Source organism: Croceicoccus bisphenolivorans, assembly GCF_001634625.1.
Taxonomy (GTDB): domain Bacteria; phylum Pseudomonadota; class Alphaproteobacteria; order Sphingomonadales; family Sphingomonadaceae; genus Croceicoccus; species Croceicoccus bisphenolivorans.
In genome coordinates, this window is record NZ_LRSE01000007.1 from 83,803 (window position 1) to 100,176 (window position 16,374).

General features: G+C 61.9%; 18 protein-coding genes. 4 read left to right on the plus strand and 14 right to left on the minus strand.

Features of this window, described 5'->3' with window-relative positions:
- Positions 1–168: 168 nt before the first annotated feature.
- From A7A77_RS09565 to A7A77_RS09600, 8 genes are all read right to left on the minus strand, one after another.
- Positions 169–1,164, minus strand: coding sequence for an aldo/keto reductase (locus A7A77_RS09565; RefSeq protein WP_066556834.1), 996 nt, complete (start codon positions 1,162–1,164; stop codon positions 169–171).
- Complete coding sequence (locus tag A7A77_RS09570) at positions 1,155–2,114, minus strand: Gfo/Idh/MocA family oxidoreductase (protein WP_066556835.1); 960 nt, start codon at positions 2,112–2,114, stop codon at positions 1,155–1,157. The genes A7A77_RS09565 and A7A77_RS09570 overlap by 10 nt, the downstream gene beginning before the upstream one ends.
- A gap of 32 nt (positions 2,115–2,146) precedes the next feature.
- Positions 2,147–3,052, minus strand: coding sequence for a class III extradiol dioxygenase subunit beta (locus A7A77_RS09575; protein WP_066556841.1), 906 nt, complete (start codon positions 3,050–3,052; stop codon positions 2,147–2,149).
- Complete coding sequence (gene ligA / locus A7A77_RS09580) at positions 3,052–3,462, minus strand: protocatechuate 4,5-dioxygenase subunit alpha (RefSeq protein ID WP_066556845.1); 411 nt, start codon at positions 3,460–3,462, stop codon at positions 3,052–3,054. Before ligA ends, A7A77_RS09575 begins: the two co-directional genes overlap by 1 nt.
- Positions 3,459–4,496, minus strand: coding sequence for an aromatic ring-hydroxylating oxygenase subunit alpha (locus tag A7A77_RS09585; protein WP_066556848.1), 1,038 nt, complete (start codon positions 4,494–4,496; stop codon positions 3,459–3,461). The genes ligA and A7A77_RS09585 overlap by 4 nt, the downstream gene beginning before the upstream one ends.
- Entirely contained in the window at positions 4,493–5,518 is a 1,026-nt protein-coding gene (locus A7A77_RS09590) for an amidohydrolase family protein (protein WP_066556852.1), read from the minus strand. Before A7A77_RS09590 ends, A7A77_RS09585 begins: the two co-directional genes overlap by 4 nt.
- Positions 5,518–6,381 (minus strand): DUF1932 domain-containing protein, encoded by an 864-nt coding sequence (locus A7A77_RS09595; protein ID WP_066556855.1) that lies wholly within the window; start codon positions 6,379–6,381, stop codon positions 5,518–5,520. Before A7A77_RS09595 ends, A7A77_RS09590 begins: the two co-directional genes overlap by 1 nt.
- Before the next feature lie 65 nt (positions 6,382–6,446).
- Positions 6,447–7,592, minus strand: coding sequence for a LysR family transcriptional regulator (locus A7A77_RS09600; RefSeq protein ID WP_066556856.1), 1,146 nt, complete (start codon positions 7,590–7,592; stop codon positions 6,447–6,449).
- A 111-nt stretch (positions 7,593–7,703) separates the two neighbouring features.
- On the opposite strand from A7A77_RS09600, the gene ligK reads away from it, so the two are divergent.
- The 3 genes from ligK to A7A77_RS09615 are packed head-to-tail and all read left to right on the plus strand — an operon-like array spanning position 7,704 to position 10,380.
- Positions 7,704–8,378: a 4-carboxy-4-hydroxy-2-oxoadipate aldolase/oxaloacetate decarboxylase gene (gene ligK / locus A7A77_RS09605; RefSeq protein ID WP_066556857.1), complete on the plus strand. Its 675-nt coding sequence runs from the start codon at positions 7,704–7,706 to the stop codon at positions 8,376–8,378.
- A gap of 57 nt (positions 8,379–8,435) precedes the next feature.
- A complete protein-coding gene (locus A7A77_RS09610) occupies positions 8,436–9,497 on the plus strand; it encodes a 4-oxalomesaconate tautomerase (protein WP_066556859.1) in 1,062 nt (353 codons plus the stop codon).
- On the plus strand, positions 9,490–10,380 hold the full coding sequence (locus A7A77_RS09615; RefSeq protein WP_066556861.1) for an amidohydrolase family protein: 891 nt from the start codon (positions 9,490–9,492) through the stop codon (positions 10,378–10,380). Before A7A77_RS09610 ends, A7A77_RS09615 begins: the two co-directional genes overlap by 8 nt.
- Before the next feature lie 115 nt (positions 10,381–10,495).
- Here A7A77_RS09615 and pobA read toward each other — a convergent pair whose 3' ends face one another.
- Positions 10,496–11,665 (minus strand): 4-hydroxybenzoate 3-monooxygenase, encoded by a 1,170-nt coding sequence (gene pobA, locus A7A77_RS09620; protein WP_066557125.1) that lies wholly within the window; start codon positions 11,663–11,665, stop codon positions 10,496–10,498.
- Between the two features lie 68 nt (positions 11,666–11,733).
- On the opposite strand from pobA, the gene A7A77_RS09625 reads away from it, so the two are divergent.
- Complete coding sequence (locus A7A77_RS09625) at positions 11,734–12,615, plus strand: helix-turn-helix domain-containing protein (RefSeq protein ID WP_216635569.1); 882 nt, start codon at positions 11,734–11,736, stop codon at positions 12,613–12,615.
- Between the two features lie 31 nt (positions 12,616–12,646).
- On the opposite strand, the gene queA is transcribed toward A7A77_RS09625, so the two are convergent.
- The 5 genes from queA to A7A77_RS09650 all read right to left on the minus strand — a co-directional run bounded on the left by queA (position 12,647) and on the right by A7A77_RS09650 (position 16,333).
- Positions 12,647–13,681 carry a tRNA preQ1(34) S-adenosylmethionine ribosyltransferase-isomerase QueA gene (gene queA / locus A7A77_RS09630; protein WP_066556864.1) on the minus strand — a complete coding sequence of 345 codons (1,035 nt, stop codon included), beginning with the start codon at positions 13,679–13,681 and terminating at the stop codon, positions 12,647–12,649.
- Between the two features lie 42 nt (positions 13,682–13,723).
- Entirely contained in the window at positions 13,724–14,467 is a 744-nt protein-coding gene (locus A7A77_RS09635) for a peptidylprolyl isomerase (protein WP_066557128.1), read from the minus strand.
- A gap of 124 nt (positions 14,468–14,591) precedes the next feature.
- Positions 14,592–15,104, minus strand: a complete 513-nt coding sequence (coaD, locus tag A7A77_RS09640; protein WP_066556866.1) for a pantetheine-phosphate adenylyltransferase — start codon at positions 15,102–15,104, stop codon at positions 14,592–14,594.
- Between the two features lie 46 nt (positions 15,105–15,150).
- A complete protein-coding gene (locus A7A77_RS09645) occupies positions 15,151–16,077 on the minus strand; it encodes a polyprenyl synthetase family protein (RefSeq protein WP_066557136.1) in 927 nt (308 codons plus the stop codon).
- A 4-nt stretch (positions 16,078–16,081) separates the two neighbouring features.
- Positions 16,082–16,333, minus strand: coding sequence for an exodeoxyribonuclease VII small subunit (locus A7A77_RS09650; RefSeq protein ID WP_066556869.1), 252 nt, complete (start codon positions 16,331–16,333; stop codon positions 16,082–16,084).
- Between the last annotated feature and the right edge of the window lie 41 nt (positions 16,334–16,374).

Sequence of the window (16,374 nt, forward strand, 5' to 3'; positions counted from 1 at the left end):
GTGATGAAAATCAGAAAGGGCTCGCCCGTTCCGAACCGTTGCGCCAGACGGTTGGCTGGACGCGCCCATCGGTACGCAGTCTTCGGTAGTGGCGGTCGGTTGGCTGAAAGATGATCGCGGAGCCGTGATGCGCGTCGCGCAGCCAGCGGCCCCACTCTCATCCGTGGTTCAAACGAAATCCTCGGTATCGATCGTGGCGCGCATGGTTTCGGGATAGCGATGGCCGGAAACGGTCGTCTGGTTGATCAGATCGCCTGCACGCTGCAACACGTCTGCGCCAACCTTCGTTTCCGTGGCAGCCAGGTTTTCGGTCATATGCGAAGGGTTCGTCGTGCCGGGAATGGCATGCACTTGGTCACCACGCGAAAGCAGCCATGTAAGCGCGAGCTGAGCCGGAGTGACCCCAGCCTCGCTTGCAAGCTTTTCGAACTGGCGGGCAAGGCCAGCGTTGTGCGGCCAATGCTGTTCAGTGAAGCGCGGCTGCGCCTTCCTGATGTCTTTGTCGCCCAGCACCAGCGGCATGCCGAGAGCACCGGCGAGTACGCCGCGCGCCACCGGAGAAAACGCGACGAGCGCGATGCCCAGTTCGCGTGTCGTTTCCAGCACGCCGAGTTCGACATTGCGCGTCCACAGCGAATATTCCGTCTGCACGGCCGCCATGGGGTGGATTGCATGGGCTTCACGAATGTGGGCACTGGCCCACTCGGAAACGCCATAAGCACCGATCTTGCCCGCCTCTATCGCGCGCGACAGCGCACCGACGCTGTCGGCAATCGGCACCTTCGGGTCGAACCGGTGCATGTAGAACAGGTCGATATGATCGGTCTTCAACCGCTTCAGACTGCTCTCTAGAGAGGCGGTCATCGCATCCGGGCTGCAATCGATCCCGCGACGAGGGCCGTCGACGATGATCCCCGTCTTCGATGCAAGCAGGAAATCGTCTCGGCGATCCATGATCGCCTCGCCCAGCAGTTCCTCGCTCAGGCCGAAGCCATAGATGTTCGCCGTGTCGAAATGGTCGTAGCCGGCATCCAGTGCCTGCCGGAATAGCCTGACGGCATCCTCGCGGGAGGGGGGATTCCCGTAGGCCCAGGCCACATTCATGCAGCCCAGGCCGATGGGATTTACTTCACGGCCCGCGAGAGTGCGTGTCATCAAGACCATCCATCCTGTTGTTCGAGACTGGCAGCGAGTTCGCCGATCACGCGGTAGCAGTCAAGCACACCGCCGACCGAGCTGTTCGGTTCGCGCCCTTCGCGGATCGCGGCGACGAATTCGCGGTCCTGCAGCTCGATGCCGTTCATGCTGACGTCGACTTGCGACACGTCGATCGGCTCTTCCTTGCCGGTGACAAGATCGTCATAGCGCGCGATATAAGTGCCGGTATCGCCGATGTAGCGGAAGAAAGTGCCGAGCGGTCCGTCGTTGTTGAAAGACAGCGCCAGCGTCAGGATCTGGCCGGCTTCGGTCTTCATCTGGATCGACATGTCCATCGCGATGCCCAGTTCGGAATGCTTGGGCCCCTGCAGGACATTGGCCTTCACGACTTTCGCGCCGGTCATATACTGGAAGATGTCGATGGTGTGGGCCGAATGGTGCCACAGCAGGTGATCGGTCCACGAACGCGGCTGCCCCTTGGCGTTCATGTTCTTGCGGCGGAAGAAGAACGTTTCCACGTCCATCGCCTGGATGTTGAGCTCGCCCGCCTCGATCCGCTTCTTCACCCATTGATGCGACGGGTTGAATCGGCGGGTGTGTCCGACCATGCAGACAAGCCCCGTTTCCTTCTGCTTGGCGGCAACCGCCTCGGCATCGGCCCAGCTGTCGGCCAGCGGGATTTCGACCTGCACATGCTTGCCCGCGTTCATGCAGGCGATGGCCTGCTGCGCATGCATCTGCGTCGGCGTGCACAGGATCACCGCGTCCACGTCGTCACGGGCAAGCGCGTCTTCCAGTTCGGTCGAGCTGTGCTTCGCGCCGTACTTTTCGGCGACGGCAGCCGCCTGTTCGCCCGTGCGGCTGATGATCGAGGTGATTTCCACCCCGTCGATGTTCTTGAGACCGTCGAGGTGCTTTTCACCGAAAGCACCGGCGCCGGCGAGTGCGATACGCATGGGTTCTTCTCCTGAAAATTCGTGTGGCGTGCTCAGGCGATCAGGGCCTGTGCCGCGGCATTGTTGCCTTCGAAGGTGGGACTGGGCGGCACGGTGCCGTCCACGGGTTCGAGAACGAGGTGGCCGAGCGCGGTGTTGCTGACCGGCACATGATAGTGGCGGTGCAGCGCCTTCGTGCTCTTGCCCAGCGCGCCGCGCATGATCAGCCACATCACCATCTCGATCCCCTCGCTTCCCGTTTCTCGAAGGTATTCGATGTGGGGAATGTGGCGTAGTTTCTGGCTGTCGCCGATCAACCCGTCGAGGAATGCGTTGTCCCATTTCTGGTTGATGAGGCCTGCACGTGGCCCCTGAAGCTGGTGGCTCATGCCGCCGGTGCCCCAGATCTGCACGTTGAGATCTTCGTCGAAACTGTTGACCGCACGGGCAATCGCCTCGCCCAGCGCCCAGCAGCGGTTGCCCGACGGCGGAGGATAAGTGACGACGTTCACCGCGATCGGAATGACTTTGACCGGCCATTTATCGACATGGCCATACATCATCGATAACGGCACGGTCAGGCCGTGGTCGACTTCCATCTCGTTGATGATGGTCATGTCGAATTCGTCGAGGATCAGGCTCTGCGCGATATGCCACGCAAGGTCCGCGTGCCCCTGCACCGGCGGAACCGGGCGCGGGCCATAGCCTTCGTCGCAAATGCCGTACTCGTCGGCACAGCCGATCGCGAAGGTCGGGATCACCTTCATGTCGAACGCAGAGGCATGGTCATTATAGACGAGTACGACGACGTCGGGCTTTTCCTGCATGATCCATTCGCGCGTCCAGTCGAAGCCGTCAAACGCGGGCTTGAAAATCGGCTCCTGATCTTTGCCATTGTCGAACGCGAAACCCAGCACGGGGATGTGGCTGCAAGCAATGCCGTGGGTGATGCGAGCCATTAGTTTTTGTCCTTTATCGATCGAACGCCTTCTGGCGAGCGGCCTCCGGCGAGCATCATGGCCTGGTATTCTTCCACGCTCATACCGGTCATCGTCGACACCGCTTGAAGGAACGACAGGCCGTCTGACGAAAAGACCTTTGCAAGGAAGTAGATATTGCCACCAAGGTCGAGCAGGCGGTTGTAATCCCGGTCCAGCACGGCCTGACGCTGTTCCTCGGTCATCGGCCATTCGGCAAGGTAGGCTGCCTCATCCCCGTGAAACCGATCGCGGTTCTGTGCCTTCATCAGGCTCATCGCGAACTGGTTGAGGTGATAGCCCTTGCGTGCCCGTTCGGCGGTATAGACCCGCGTGCCGGGAATGTCGTCGAACTCGGCAAGGTAGGAGTGGATGTCGGTAGAGCCGCTCATTTCGCTGCCTCCGCCTGATTTGCCTTGATCTTGCGCGAAATGATCTGACGAGCGCGAGTGCCACCCTCATCGATATTGTAAGCCATCAGCTTCATATGCGGATTGCTCTCAATCGCTTTCTGCTGCGCTTCGAGCACTTCCTTGTCTTGCAGGAAGACACCGCCCTGTTGCGTCTTGAAGCGCGCAGTGAAGCCATCGTCATCAATGTCGAAATTGCGCGCCATACCCCAGAAGTAATGGTGGGTATCTTCGGTTTCCGGCGTCATTACGTCGATCACGAAGCCGCGCACGCCTTGATCGTGTTTTTCGACCGTGGCCCCTGCGCCCAGCGGAGCGATGCCGACGTCGATGATCACCGCACTCGGCAGCAGGAATTCGCAGATCTGCCAGCGGTCGACTTTTCCGCCCTGTCGCATCGCGCCGGCCCAGAACGGCGGGGCATCGACACCCGGCATCCAGCGGGTGACGAATACCTTGTCGCCATCCACCCACGTTTCGATCGGCGCTTCCATCAACTCTGGCTGACCGATCGAACCGGTGTGAACGTAAGTCTCGTGCGTCAGGTCCATCAGGTTATCGATGGCCAAGCGATAGTCCGACGCGATGGGGTAATAACCGCCGTCGAAGCGCCAGCCATCGCTTGAGCACGGCCAGAGATCGGGGATCAGCGCCGGATCTGCCTTGTCCTTTTCGCCGATCCAGACCCAGACGAAGCGATGGCGTTCGTGCACCGCGAAAGTCTCTGCGCAAATTCGCGTGTTCACAGGATCGGTCTTGATCGGCATTTCCTCAGCCACGCCATCAGGACCAAGCTTCAGACCGTGATAGCGGCAGCGGATCGAATCCCCCTCACGCAGGCCCATCGAAAGCGGCAGCAACCGGTGCGGGCAGGCATCCCGCATAGCGACGACAGAGCGATCCATCTTTCGATAGAACATCATCGGTACGCCGCAAATCGTGCGTGCCAGCGGCTGGCTGTCCACTTCCGAATCCCATCCAGCTACATACCAGGCATTTTCGAGCCAAGTGGTCATTGTCCGCGCTCCTTCAGCTGCGCATCAAGGCGCGGGAACACCTTTCGCACGTTCCCTTCGAAGATCGCGTGGCGTTCCTCGTCGGTAATGTCGAGCGCGTCGACATAGCGCTTGGTGTCATCGAAATAGTGGCCGGTCTGCGGATCGATGCCGCGCACCGCGCCCACCATCTCGCTGCCGAACAGAATGTTCTTGTTGTCGATCACGTCGGCCAGCAGGTCGATGCCCGGCTGGTGATAGACGCAAGTGTCGAAGAACACGTTCTTCATGATGTATTCGTCGAGCGACGGCTTCTTCAGCATGTCGGCCAGCCCGCGATAACGCCCCCAGTGATAGGGCACCGCACCGCCGCCGTGCGGAATGATGAAGCGCAGGTTCGGAAAGCGGCTGAACAGGTCGCCCTGCATCAGCTGCATGAAAGCGACGGTGTCAGCCGCGAGGTAGAAGCCACCGGTTGCGTGCATCGCCGGATTGCAGCTGCCCGAAACGTGGATCATCGCCGGTACATCCAGCTCGCACATCGCTTCGTAGATGGGGAACCAGTACTCGTCGGTCAGCGGCGGATGTTCGAAGTGTCCGCCGCCCGGATCGGGGTTCAGGTTGCAGCCGATGAAGCCCATTTCCTCGACACAGCGGCGCAGTTCTTTCACGCTAGCGGCAAGGTCGGCCTTGGGGCTCTGCGGCAGCATGCAGACGCCGACGAAGGTTTCGGGAAACAGCTTCGTGACGCGGTAGATCAGGTTGTTGCAGTGCTGCGCCCATTCCTCGGAAACCTGCTGGTCGCCGACATGGTGGGCCATGGCCGATGCGCGCGGGCTGAAGATCGTCAGGTCCGCACCGCGCTCCTTGATCAGGCGCAGCTGGTTGTCCTCGATCGTCTGGCGGATCTCGTCATCAGAGATTTCGGGGTACGGCGGAGGCGTCTTCCCTTCCTTGAAAGCGGCTTTCTGCGCCTCGCGCCATTCGTCGTGCGCCTTGGGAAGGACAGTGTAGTGGCCGTGGCAGTCGATGATCATGGTCATCAGATCTCGTTCCTGAATTCGGGAGTTTCGGTAATTGCGGTGATTTTCGCGTCGTAGCCGGATGGCGGGGCGGAGATGCCGAGACGGCCCAGCCCTTCCTGCCACTGAACGGTTCCGTCAGTCATCATCGGGCTGATACCCAGATCGCGCAGCATGACGCTTGCCTCGTACATTTCGGCAGAGCGCCGCCCGCCGTGCACCATCATACGGTCGAGGTTGTAGTCGGCCCGTTCGGCCCAGGTCATCTTCCGCTCGCTGGCATCGAGTGAGGCAAGCACCTCTTCGGTAACGCCGGCGACGTGGGCGGCGATCATCATTTCGGCGGTCAATGCCTCGATGCCCTTCACCATGATCGAGCGGACGAGCTTGATCGAGGACGCACGCCCGATCTCCTCACCCACTACTCGGACATTGGTGAAACCGGCACCGGTCAACGCTTCGGCTGCCTCTGCCGCGGCAGGCCCGGACACGAGCAGCGGCACCGCAGTGCGCGCAGGCTCCACCGGAGCAAGCACGGCCACATCGACATAGCGACCCGCGCCGCCGTCTATCGCGGCAGCAGCCTTCCGCTTCGTTTCGGGGGCGACGGAATTGCAGTCGCAGAACAGGGCGTCCGTTTTCAGCAAAGGAGCCGCCGTTTGCGCAGCAGCAAGCGCGCTGTCCGCAGTTACGAGCGAAAGAACAAGGAAAGCGCCTTCGATAGCCTCGGCAGCGCTTGAAGCAGCATTGACGCCGATGGAATCCATCGCACCGCGCCGCGCATCGTCGATATCAAACGCACAGGCCTTCGCCCCCCACCCAGCGGCGCGAGCGAACGTGTATCCGGCTTCCCCGAAACCGATCAGGCAAATCCCGTTTCCCATGGCGCCGGAACGTGTCGCCCCATACGCTGCTTGGCCAATGAATAGCGCGACCAACCGATAATATTTTACGAATCGTAATCCGACGCAGCTTCCCTCAACAGTTGCATCAGCACCTCTTGCGGGCGGGTCGGTCGCCAATCGGTTCGGGTCGTGATGCCGATGGTGCGGCGCACCTCTACCGGCGGTTCGAACGTTTCCAGCAATCCGCCCTCCAGCTCGACCCGCAGCTGGTCCGCCGATGCCATGGTCAGCATGTCGGATTTCAACAGCAATTGCCGCACTGTCAGGATCGATCCGCACGTGATGTGCACGGCTGGCGGCTCGGTTCCGCCACGGCGCATCATGTCTTCCCAGAAATGCCGCAGCGGCGTGTCCCTGCCGGGCAGTGCCCAATGATAGCGGGCAAGATCGTCGGTGCTGGCACCGGCCACGAATGCCGGGTGGCGGGCACGACCGATGATCCGGGGCCGGTCCAGAAATACTGGTTCCTGCTGAAGATCCTCCGAATCCTCGCGCAGCGCGCCAAGCATCATGTCCACCACGCCGTCGCGCAACGGACCGGACAATTCGGCATGACTCCCTTCGAGCACGACTACCTCGACATCGGGAAACCGCGTGGCGAAGGCGAGCAACACTTCCGGCAGCCAACGTGCGCGCGACAGCGGCATGGCACCCACCGTCACGCGACCTGCCGCCTTGCCCTGCCAGCGCGCGACTTCGTCCAGCCCGTTGACGAGTTCGGCTCGCGCCAGGCTGAAGGCGCGGGCGCGGCGCGCCCCGCCAGCGGTCAGCGTCACGTGCCGCCCGCGCTTTTCCACCAGCCTTTGCCCCAACGCGACGGAAAGATCCGAAACCGCCCGATGCAGTGAAGCAGACGACAAACCCGTCGCCTGCGCCGCACCGGCGTAACTGCCTGCCTCCGCCAGTGCCAGAAAGGCACGGACCTGCGTCGCCGTAACACGGCGCGAGCCGATGAGGTCCAGCGCGACTTCCGCCCTCGGGACGAGCAATCGGGCTGGCTCCGTCGCTGTCATGCCGCCTGCCCCCCGCTCGAACAGCACGCAGCCGAGGGTCTGCTCAAGCCGGGCAATCGCCTGTGTCAAGGCGGGCTGCGTCAAGTTTACCTGACGGGCCGCACGGGTCACCGTGCCGGTTTGCGCCGTGGCGACAAGCGCGGCCATGTGCCGGATATTGGGAAAACTGGCATCCATGCCGGAACGATTAGCATTATCTTATGCCATGCGACAACTTCGCATTGGCAGGGGCGGCGGCTTGCGCCCATGCCGCGATGGCACACGAACGCAACTTAAGGAGAGCAGGCTGTGGGTGGCATTGTCGTCCAGAACATCGAACGCGCTGACAGTGAGGTGATCGACGGGCTCGCCAAGTGCGGCGTCGCAACCGTTCACGAAGCGCAGGGCCGCACGGGCCTTCTCGCCAGCTATATGCGCCCGATCTATAGCGGCGCGCGCATTGCCGGTTCCGCCGTCACGATCAGTTCCCCTCCGGGTGACAACTGGATGGTCCACGTCGCCATCGAACAGATTCAGGCAGGCGACATCCTGCTGCTCGCCCCCACCTCCCCTTGCGAAGACGGATATTTCGGCGACCTTCTGGCCACCAGTGCGCAGGCACGCGGTTGCCGTGGCCTGATCATCGACGCCGGTGTTCGCGACGTGCGCGACCTGACGGAAATGGACTTTCCGGTCTGGTCCAAGGCGGTCTTCGCGCAGGGCACGGTCAAGAACACGCTGGGCAGCGTGAATGTGCCTGTCGTCTGCGCCGGAGCCGCGGTGAACCCCGGCGACGTGATCGTGGCCGATGACGACGGCGTTGTCTGCGTACCGCGCGATAAAGCCGCCGAAGTTCTGAAGGCCGCACAGGCCCGCGAAGCGAACGAGGGCGAGAAGCGAGACAAGCTCGCCTCAGGCGTGCTCGGCCTCGACATGTACAAGATGCGCGAGCGTCTGGCCGAAATGGGGCTGAAGTACGTATAATGCCCCGCCCCTTCAGCAAAAGTGGGAACCGGTTTTGCGCCCGGAAGGGGCGGTAAGATGATGGTCTCAGCACCAGTCGTGTGGATGCGCGGGGGAACGTCGAAAGGCGGCTATTTCCTGGCCAAGGACCTGCCGACTGACGTCGCCGAGCGTGATGCCTTCCTGCTCGGCGTCATGGGTAGCCCCGATCCCCGCCAGATCGATGGCATGGGCGGCGCGGACCCGCTGACCAGCAAGGTCGCTGTCGTGAAGAAATCGGAACGGGACGGCATCGATGTCGACTACCTGTTCCTGCAGGTCTTCGTCGACAAGCCGCTGGTTTCGGACCAACAGAACTGCGGCAACATCCTTGCCGGCGTCGGCCCCTTCGCGATCGAGCGCGGGCTGCTCGCGGCCACCGGCGATGAAACCCGCGTCTCGATCTACATGGAAAACACGGGTCAGGTCGCGGTTGCCACGGTGGAGACCCCGGGCGGGGCCGTCAACTACAGGGGCGATGCCCGTATCGATGGCGTGCCGGGCAGCCATGCTCCGATCCCGATCGAATTCCGCGATACGGCCGGTTCGTCCTGCGGCGCGCTGCTCCCCACCGGCAATGCAGTAGATGTGATCGAAGGTGTTGCCTGCACCCTGATCGACAACGGCATGCCCTGCATCGTCTTCAAGGCAGAGGACGTTGGCGCAACCGGCTATGAGACGCGTGAAGAACTGGAAAGCGACGCGCTTGCGCCGGTCCGCGCCAAGATCGAGGCTATCCGGCTTGCCGCTGGCCCGATGATGAACCTTGGCGACGTTACAGATAAAAGCGTGCCGAAGATGACACTGGTCGCCCCGCCCAAAAACGGCGGCGCGGTCACCACCCGTGTGTTCATTCCGCACCGCGCCCACGCCTCCATCGGCGTTCTTGGCGCAGTGACCGCCGCCACCGCCTGTCTCGTCAAGGGTTCGCCCGCTGCAGAAGTGGCGAACATTCCCGAAGGCCCGCGCAAGACGCTGGCCATCGAACATCCCAGCGGCGAGATGAGCTGCGTCCTCGAAGTGAACGAGGATGGCGAAGTCGTCTCGAGCGCGCTTTTACGCACCGCGCGCAAGCTCATGGAAGGCACTGTTTATGTCTGATCGCATTCTCTCGTGGCACAGCTCGCCTTCGAAGCCTGCCTATACCCCGCCGCCGGGCGCGGTTGACGCACATTGCCACGTATTCGGCCCGATGGCGCAGTTCCCGTTCAGCGCAAAGGCCAAGTACCTGCCGCAGGACGCGGGGCCGGACATGCTGTTCGCGCTACGCGATCACCTCGGTTTTGCGCGCAACGTGATCGTGCAGGCCAGCTGCCACGGCACGGACAATGCCGCGACGCTGGATGCCATCGCGAAGTCGGGCGGAAAGGCGCGCGGCGTTGCCGTGGTCGATCCGGATATCAGCGATACGGAGCTTGCCGCCCTGCATGATGGCGGGATGCGGGGCATCCGTTTCAACTTCCTCAAACGCCTTGTCGACAACGCGCCCAAGGACAAGTTCCTCGAAGTTGCTGCGCGGTTGCCCGAAGGATGGCACGTGGTCATCTATTTCGAGGCCGACATCCTTGAGGAAATGCGCCCGTTCATCGCGGCCATTCCCGTGCCCGTGGTCATCGATCACATGGGCCGCCCCGACGTGACGCAAGGTCCCGACGGACCGGACATGAAAGCGTTCCGCGACCTTCTCGACAGCCGCAAGGACATCTGGTTCAAGGCCACATGCCCCGAACGCCTCGACGCGAAGAAGGAAGGCGGTATGGGCGATCCCTGGGACAATTTCGCCGCTGCCGTCGCACCGCTGGTGGCAGACTATCCCGATCGCGTGATCTGGGGGACCGACTGGCCGCACCCCAACATGCAGGACGAGATCGCCGACGATGGCCACATCGTCGACATGATCCCGCGCATCGCACCCAGCGCGGAGCTGCAGCAAAAGCTGCTCGTGACCAATCCGATGCGGCTCTACTGGCCGGAAGAAATCTGATCTTCGGGCACTCTCTCTTCAGCCCGAAGTGAAAGGGCCCCGCCTGCCGATGCAGACGGGGCCCTTTCTTTGGAGAGACCGTGATATTCAGGGTGTCCGGATCAGGCAGGTATAATCAGACAGGCAGGCCCACGTAGTTCTCGGCAATCGAGATCTGCGCCGCACGGCTGTTGGCGATGTAATCGAGCTCGGCGACCTGCATCGCACGTTCGAACGCGCCATCTTCAGGGAAGCGGTGCATCAGCTTGGTCAGCGACCAGCTGAACCGTTCCGACTTCCACACGCGGGCAAGCGCACGATCCGAATAACCGACGATGGCATTGTTGTCCTGCTTGCGAAAAAACGCGATCAGCGCATCGGCTGCGTAATATACGTCGCTTGCTGCAAGGTTCAGGCCCTTTGCGCCGGTCGGCGGAACGATGTGTGCGGAATCTCCGCAAAGCATCAGCCGCCCATGCCGCATCGGTGCAAAGATGTAGGAACGAAGCGGCGCGATCGACTTCTCGATGCTGGGGCCGCGCGTGATGTGCGCTGCTGCTTCGGGGCCAAGGCGGATCGCCAGTTCATCCCAGACCTGATCATCCGACCAGTTCTCTACCTTGTCGGTCAGCGGAACGTCGATGTAATAACGGCTGCGCGTTGCGCTGCGCATGCTGGCAAGCGCGAAGCCGCGTTCGTGGTTGGCATAGATCAGCTCGTGATTGCACGGCGGAACATCGGCCAGAATGCCAAGCCAGCCGAACGGATAGACCCGCTCGAAATGCTTGCCGACGGTATCGGGGATCGCCTTGCGCGAAGGGCCGTGGAAACCGTCGCAGCCGATGATCATGTCGGCGTCGATCCGGTGATCGCTGCCGTCTTTGCTATAGGTGACATAGGGGGCGTCACTCTCGATATCGTGAAGCGCGACATCGCCAGCCTCGTAGATGACGGCAAGATCGCGCTCATCGCAGGCTTCCATCAGGTCGCGGGTCAGTTCGGTCTGTCCGTAGACCATGACCTGCTCTCCAACCAGGTCTCCCATGTCGATGCGGATCAGACGGTCGCCATCAGCCAGGTTGAACCCGTCATGCGGCAGGCCTTCTTCCTTCATCCGTCCGTCAAGGCCGAGGCGGTTCATAAGGTCGACCGTGATCTTCTCAAGGACACCGGCGCGAATCCGACCCAGCACGTAATCGCCGGTCTTGCGTTCGAGCACGACGCATTCGATCCCTTCGGCACGGAGCAGATGGCCAAGCAAGAGCCCGGCGGGACCGGCTCCAATAATGCAGGCTTGCGTTTTCACGGCATTTCCTTCCCCGTTTTTTCCTGCTTCCAAAATGGCTAGATCACGAAACGAAGCACAGGGACGGATTGGAAAATCTATGGTACTATCCGGACATGAAACCGGATGTCGCCTCGATTCCCCGTTTTGCCCTTTATGGCGAAGATCTGGGCGAACATTTCGAGGAACTGGTGCATTGTGAAACGATCGCCAGTCGCAGTCGCAGGTACGATTGGGAAATCGCACCGCATCGCCACCCAGCGCTTTGCCAAATGCTCTTGCTGGGTAGCGGGAGCGTCGATCTGCTTTTGGCGGGGCATGGCTCGCAGCGGATCGGGCCAGTCCTCATCGTCGCCCCAGAGGGCGTAATCCACGGCTTCCACTTCAGCCGCGATGCGCAAGGGTATGTCGTTACGCTATCGGAAAAGTTCGTGCGCGAATTCGCCGATGACAACGTCCTTGCCGAATTGCTTTCGCACGCGGACGTTCTTTCCTTCGATGTGGAAACGGCATCGCGCCTGTCGGCGGTTGCGCAGCAGATCCTGTTTGCCGCTACCGGAGGCGCGCGACCGGAACTGCTGCGGCGCGCGCTTGCCGAAGCCTTCATTCGCATCGCAGCCGAAGTCAGCGGCGACGATGTCGGCACGCATTGCGACACACTCGTCCAGCAGTTCCAGAAACTGGTGCAACAGCATCTGCGGCGGCAGCGCAAACTGGGATTTTATGCGCAAGCGCTCAACTGCACGGAACGGACACTTTCGCGCCGCGTGCACGGTGCGCTGGGGGTTAGCCCCGGCCAGTACCTCAACGACAGGATCGCCGCCGAAGCTACACGGCTGCTTCGCTTTACCAACGCGAGCTGCAACGACGTGGCTGACGAACTTGGCTTTGTCGATCCGTCCTATTTCTCGCGGTTTTACACCAGAATGACGGGCCGCCGTCCCAGTGCGGTCAGGGGGAGCGAGGGCTGACTATCAAGCAGCGTCTCGAAATGGTTTCACCTCACCGTTCCGGAAGCAGAAGACTACCATCGCCGTAACTGTAGAAGCGGTATTGCATCGCGATGGCATGGGCATAAGCAGCCTGCATCCGTTCCAGCCCCATCAACGCGCTGACCAGCATGAACAGAGTCGATTTCGGCAGGTGGAAATTGGTCATCAACCCATCGATCGCGCGAAAGCGATAGCCGGGCGTGATGAAGATCGCGGTGTCGCCCTCGAACGGACGGATCACACCGTCTTCGCCTGTCGCGCTTTCCAGCAGGCGCAGGCTGGTAGTGCCGACGGAGATGATGCGGCCCCCTTCGGCCCGCACTGAATTCAGCCGGTCAGCCGTTGCGGCATCGATGCGGCCCCACTCGGCATGCATCGCGTGATTGTCGGTATCGTCGGCCTTTACCGGTAGAAACGTCCCTGCGCCGACATGTAACGTCAGCGTCTCTCGCTTGATGCCTGCCGCGTCCAGCGATGCGATAAGCGCCGGCGTGAAATGCAGCGCCGCTGTGGGGGCGGCCACGGCCCCGTCCTTTTCGGCGAACATCGTCTGGTAATCCTCGCGGTCCGCTTCGTCCGTGGCGCGTTTGCCTGCGATATAGGGCGGCAGCGGCATGCGTCCTGCCCGTTCCAGCAGGATTTCGACCGGCTCGTCACCCTCGAAAAACAGCGTGAAACTGCCGTCGGCATGGCGCTCCTGCGCTGTGGCGGTGACATCGGCGGGAAATTCGATCCGGTCCCCTTCGCGCAGTCGCTTGGCGTTGCGAATGAAGGCCTGCCAGCGGCGCAGATCGATCCGCTTGTGCAGCGTCGCGCCGATGCGGGCCTCCCCGCGCATACCCTCCAGCTGGGCCGGAATGACGCGGGTATCGTTGAAGACCAGCACGTCGCCCGCGCGCAGCGCCTGCGGAAGATCACGCATCGTGCGGTCCGCAAACGGCTTGTTCCCGTCCACGACAAGGAGCCGTGCCGCATCGCGCGGGCGCGCCGGGCGCAGCGCGATCCGTTCTGGCGGAAGTTCGAAATCGAAAAGGTCAACACGCATCGGCCAGCCGCCTAGCTGGCCCGATGCGCGTTGGGAAGGTGGTTACTGCGCCACTTCGCCGTCGGCCGCATCGCTGGCGACGTCGCCACTGATAGGCGCCGAAAGCATGTCGGCCGTGATCTTGCCCGTCATCGGCGTGGTAACGGGCGGGGCAAGGTGCTGGCTGCCCAGCGATGCCTGCAGGATGCGCGTCGGATTTACAGGCGGCTGACCGCGCTGGATCTGGTCGACATATTGCATGCCGGCAATGACGCGGCCGAAGTTGGTGTATTTCCGGTCCAGCTGCATGGTGGGATAAAACACGATGAAGAACTGGCTGTTGGCCGAATCGTCGTTCCCGCCTTCTCGTGCAGCGGAAACCGTGCCGCGCAGGTGCGGTACGCGGTTGAATTCGGCCGTGAGATCGGGAAGCTGCGATCCGCCCTGCCCCGTGCCGGTCGGGTCGCCGGTCTGCGCCATGAACCCTTCGATCACGCGGTGGAAGATCACCCCGTTGTAGAAACCCTGCCGCGTCAGCGTCTTGATCCGCTCGACATGATTGGGCGCCCAATCGGGCTTGAGCCGGATGGCAACACGACCACCGTTTGACAGGTCCAGGAACAGGACGTTGTCAGGATCGCTCTGCAGCGAGGTATCGATCACCCAATAGGTCGCGGGATCGATCGCCGGAGTGGTTGCGGTTGCCACGGCGTCCTCGCTCGTCGCAGCATCGTCCTGCGCATGAGCGGCACCGGCTGTGAGCGTTGCGAAGCCAAGCGCGATGCCGGCCACCAGTGACTTGGCCATTACGGCACGGGTCTTGAAACGCGAATTCATCTGTTGAAACAATCCCGAAAATTAGCTTGCCGGGCCGATTAGCCCGAAGAGCCTGACATGACAATGAATGGGATGGCGGTACATCACACGACGATCAGTAGTCGCCCTTGCGTCCCTGCGCCTCAACCCGTTCTATCACTTCGCTACACACCGACGGACTAACAAAGCGGGTAATGTCGCCGCCGAACTGGGCGATTTCCTTCACCAGCTTGGACGCGATCGGTTGTAGCGACACGTCCGCCATCAGGAACACGGTTTCGATGCCGGGATCGAGTTGCTGGTTCATGCCCGCCATCTGGTATTCGTATTCGAAGTCCGCCACCGCGCGCAGGCCGCGAACGATGACTTTTGCGTCCATCTTCTGCGCGAACTTGATCAGCAGTGCGTTGAAACCGACAACACGCACATTGTCGAGGCCGAGCTCGGCAACTTCCCGCTCCACCATCGCTATGCGTTCTTCGGGCGTGAACATCGGGTTTTTGGAAGGATTGGTGGTCACCCCGATAATCAGTTCGTCGACCAGCTTCGACCCGCGGCGAATGATGTCGCGATGCCCCAGCGTGATCGGATCGAACGTCCCCGGATAGATCCCGATATGCTTGCCCAATCCCTTGCCCCTTGATCTATTGTTGCCGAGCGAAACGCCGCGTTTCCTAGCGATCCCGCTCTACGATATATCGCGCGATGGCGCGCAGCACTTCGGCCTCGTCGCCGTGATTGGCAAGATGGCCAATCGCCTGATTTACCAGCATTTCCGCCTGTTCCCGTGCACGATCGGCACCAAGCAGCGAAACGAAAGTCGCCTTGCCTGCATCCGCGTCCTTGCGCAGCGCCTTGCCGGCCAGTGCCTCGTCACCTTCGTGATCCAGCAGGTCGTCCGCGATCTGGAAGGCCAGCCCGATGTCGCGGGCATAGCTTCTGAGATGCGTGCGACCCTCTGGCGGCACGCGGCCAAGTATCGCGCCCATTTCAACCGAAGCGCCAAGCAGCGCGCCGGTCTTCAACTGCTGCAGCCGTGTCACGGTGTGAAGATCGAAACCTTCCTCTCCCGACCCCGCCTGTTCGGCCATCATGTCCATCATCTGGCCGCCGGCCATACCGTCCATCCCGCTGGCGCGGGCCAACGTCGCTACCAGTTCCGCCCGCACGAACGGATCGGTCGATACTTGCGCGCTGACGAGGATGTCGAAAGCCAGGGCATGAAGCGCGTCTCCCGCAAGAACAGCGGTCGCTTCGTCGAATTCGAGGTGAACGGTGGGCCTTCCATGACGCAAGTCGTCATCATCCATGCAAGGCAGGTCGTCGTGGATCAGCGAATAGACGTGGATCGCCTCCACCGCGCAGCCGGCGCGCACGGCGGCATCGCGCTTCACGCCGAACATCTGCGCCACTGCCGTCAGCAGCAGAGGCCGCAGCCGCTTGCCACCGCCGATCGCGGCGTGTCGCATGGCGAGGAACAGCTGCTTGCGGGCATCTTCCGGCACCGGAAGAAGCAGGTCGAAATGCTTGTCGACATCCTCTCGCATCGCGGCAAGCGCGTTGGCGAGCACATCGGTAGATACGACCCCTTCGACTCCCATCGGTTCAGGCGCCTTCATCGAACGGGCGCGTACCTGTGGGAGAACCGTCCGGTCCAGCAACGATCTTTTCGATCCGTGCCTGCGCCGCATCGAGCCGCGCCTGACAGTGGGCGCGCAGCTTTTCACCGCGTTCATACAGCGTGATCGATTCGTCGAGCGCAACCTCGCCGCTTTCCAGCTTGCGAACCACGTCTTCCAGCGCCTTCAGCGCCTGTTCGTAGCTCATTTCGGCGATGTTATTTCCGGCTTCGTCCATGGCGGATAGCAATGGCCGCGCACTTCGGTGTGGTCAAGCAC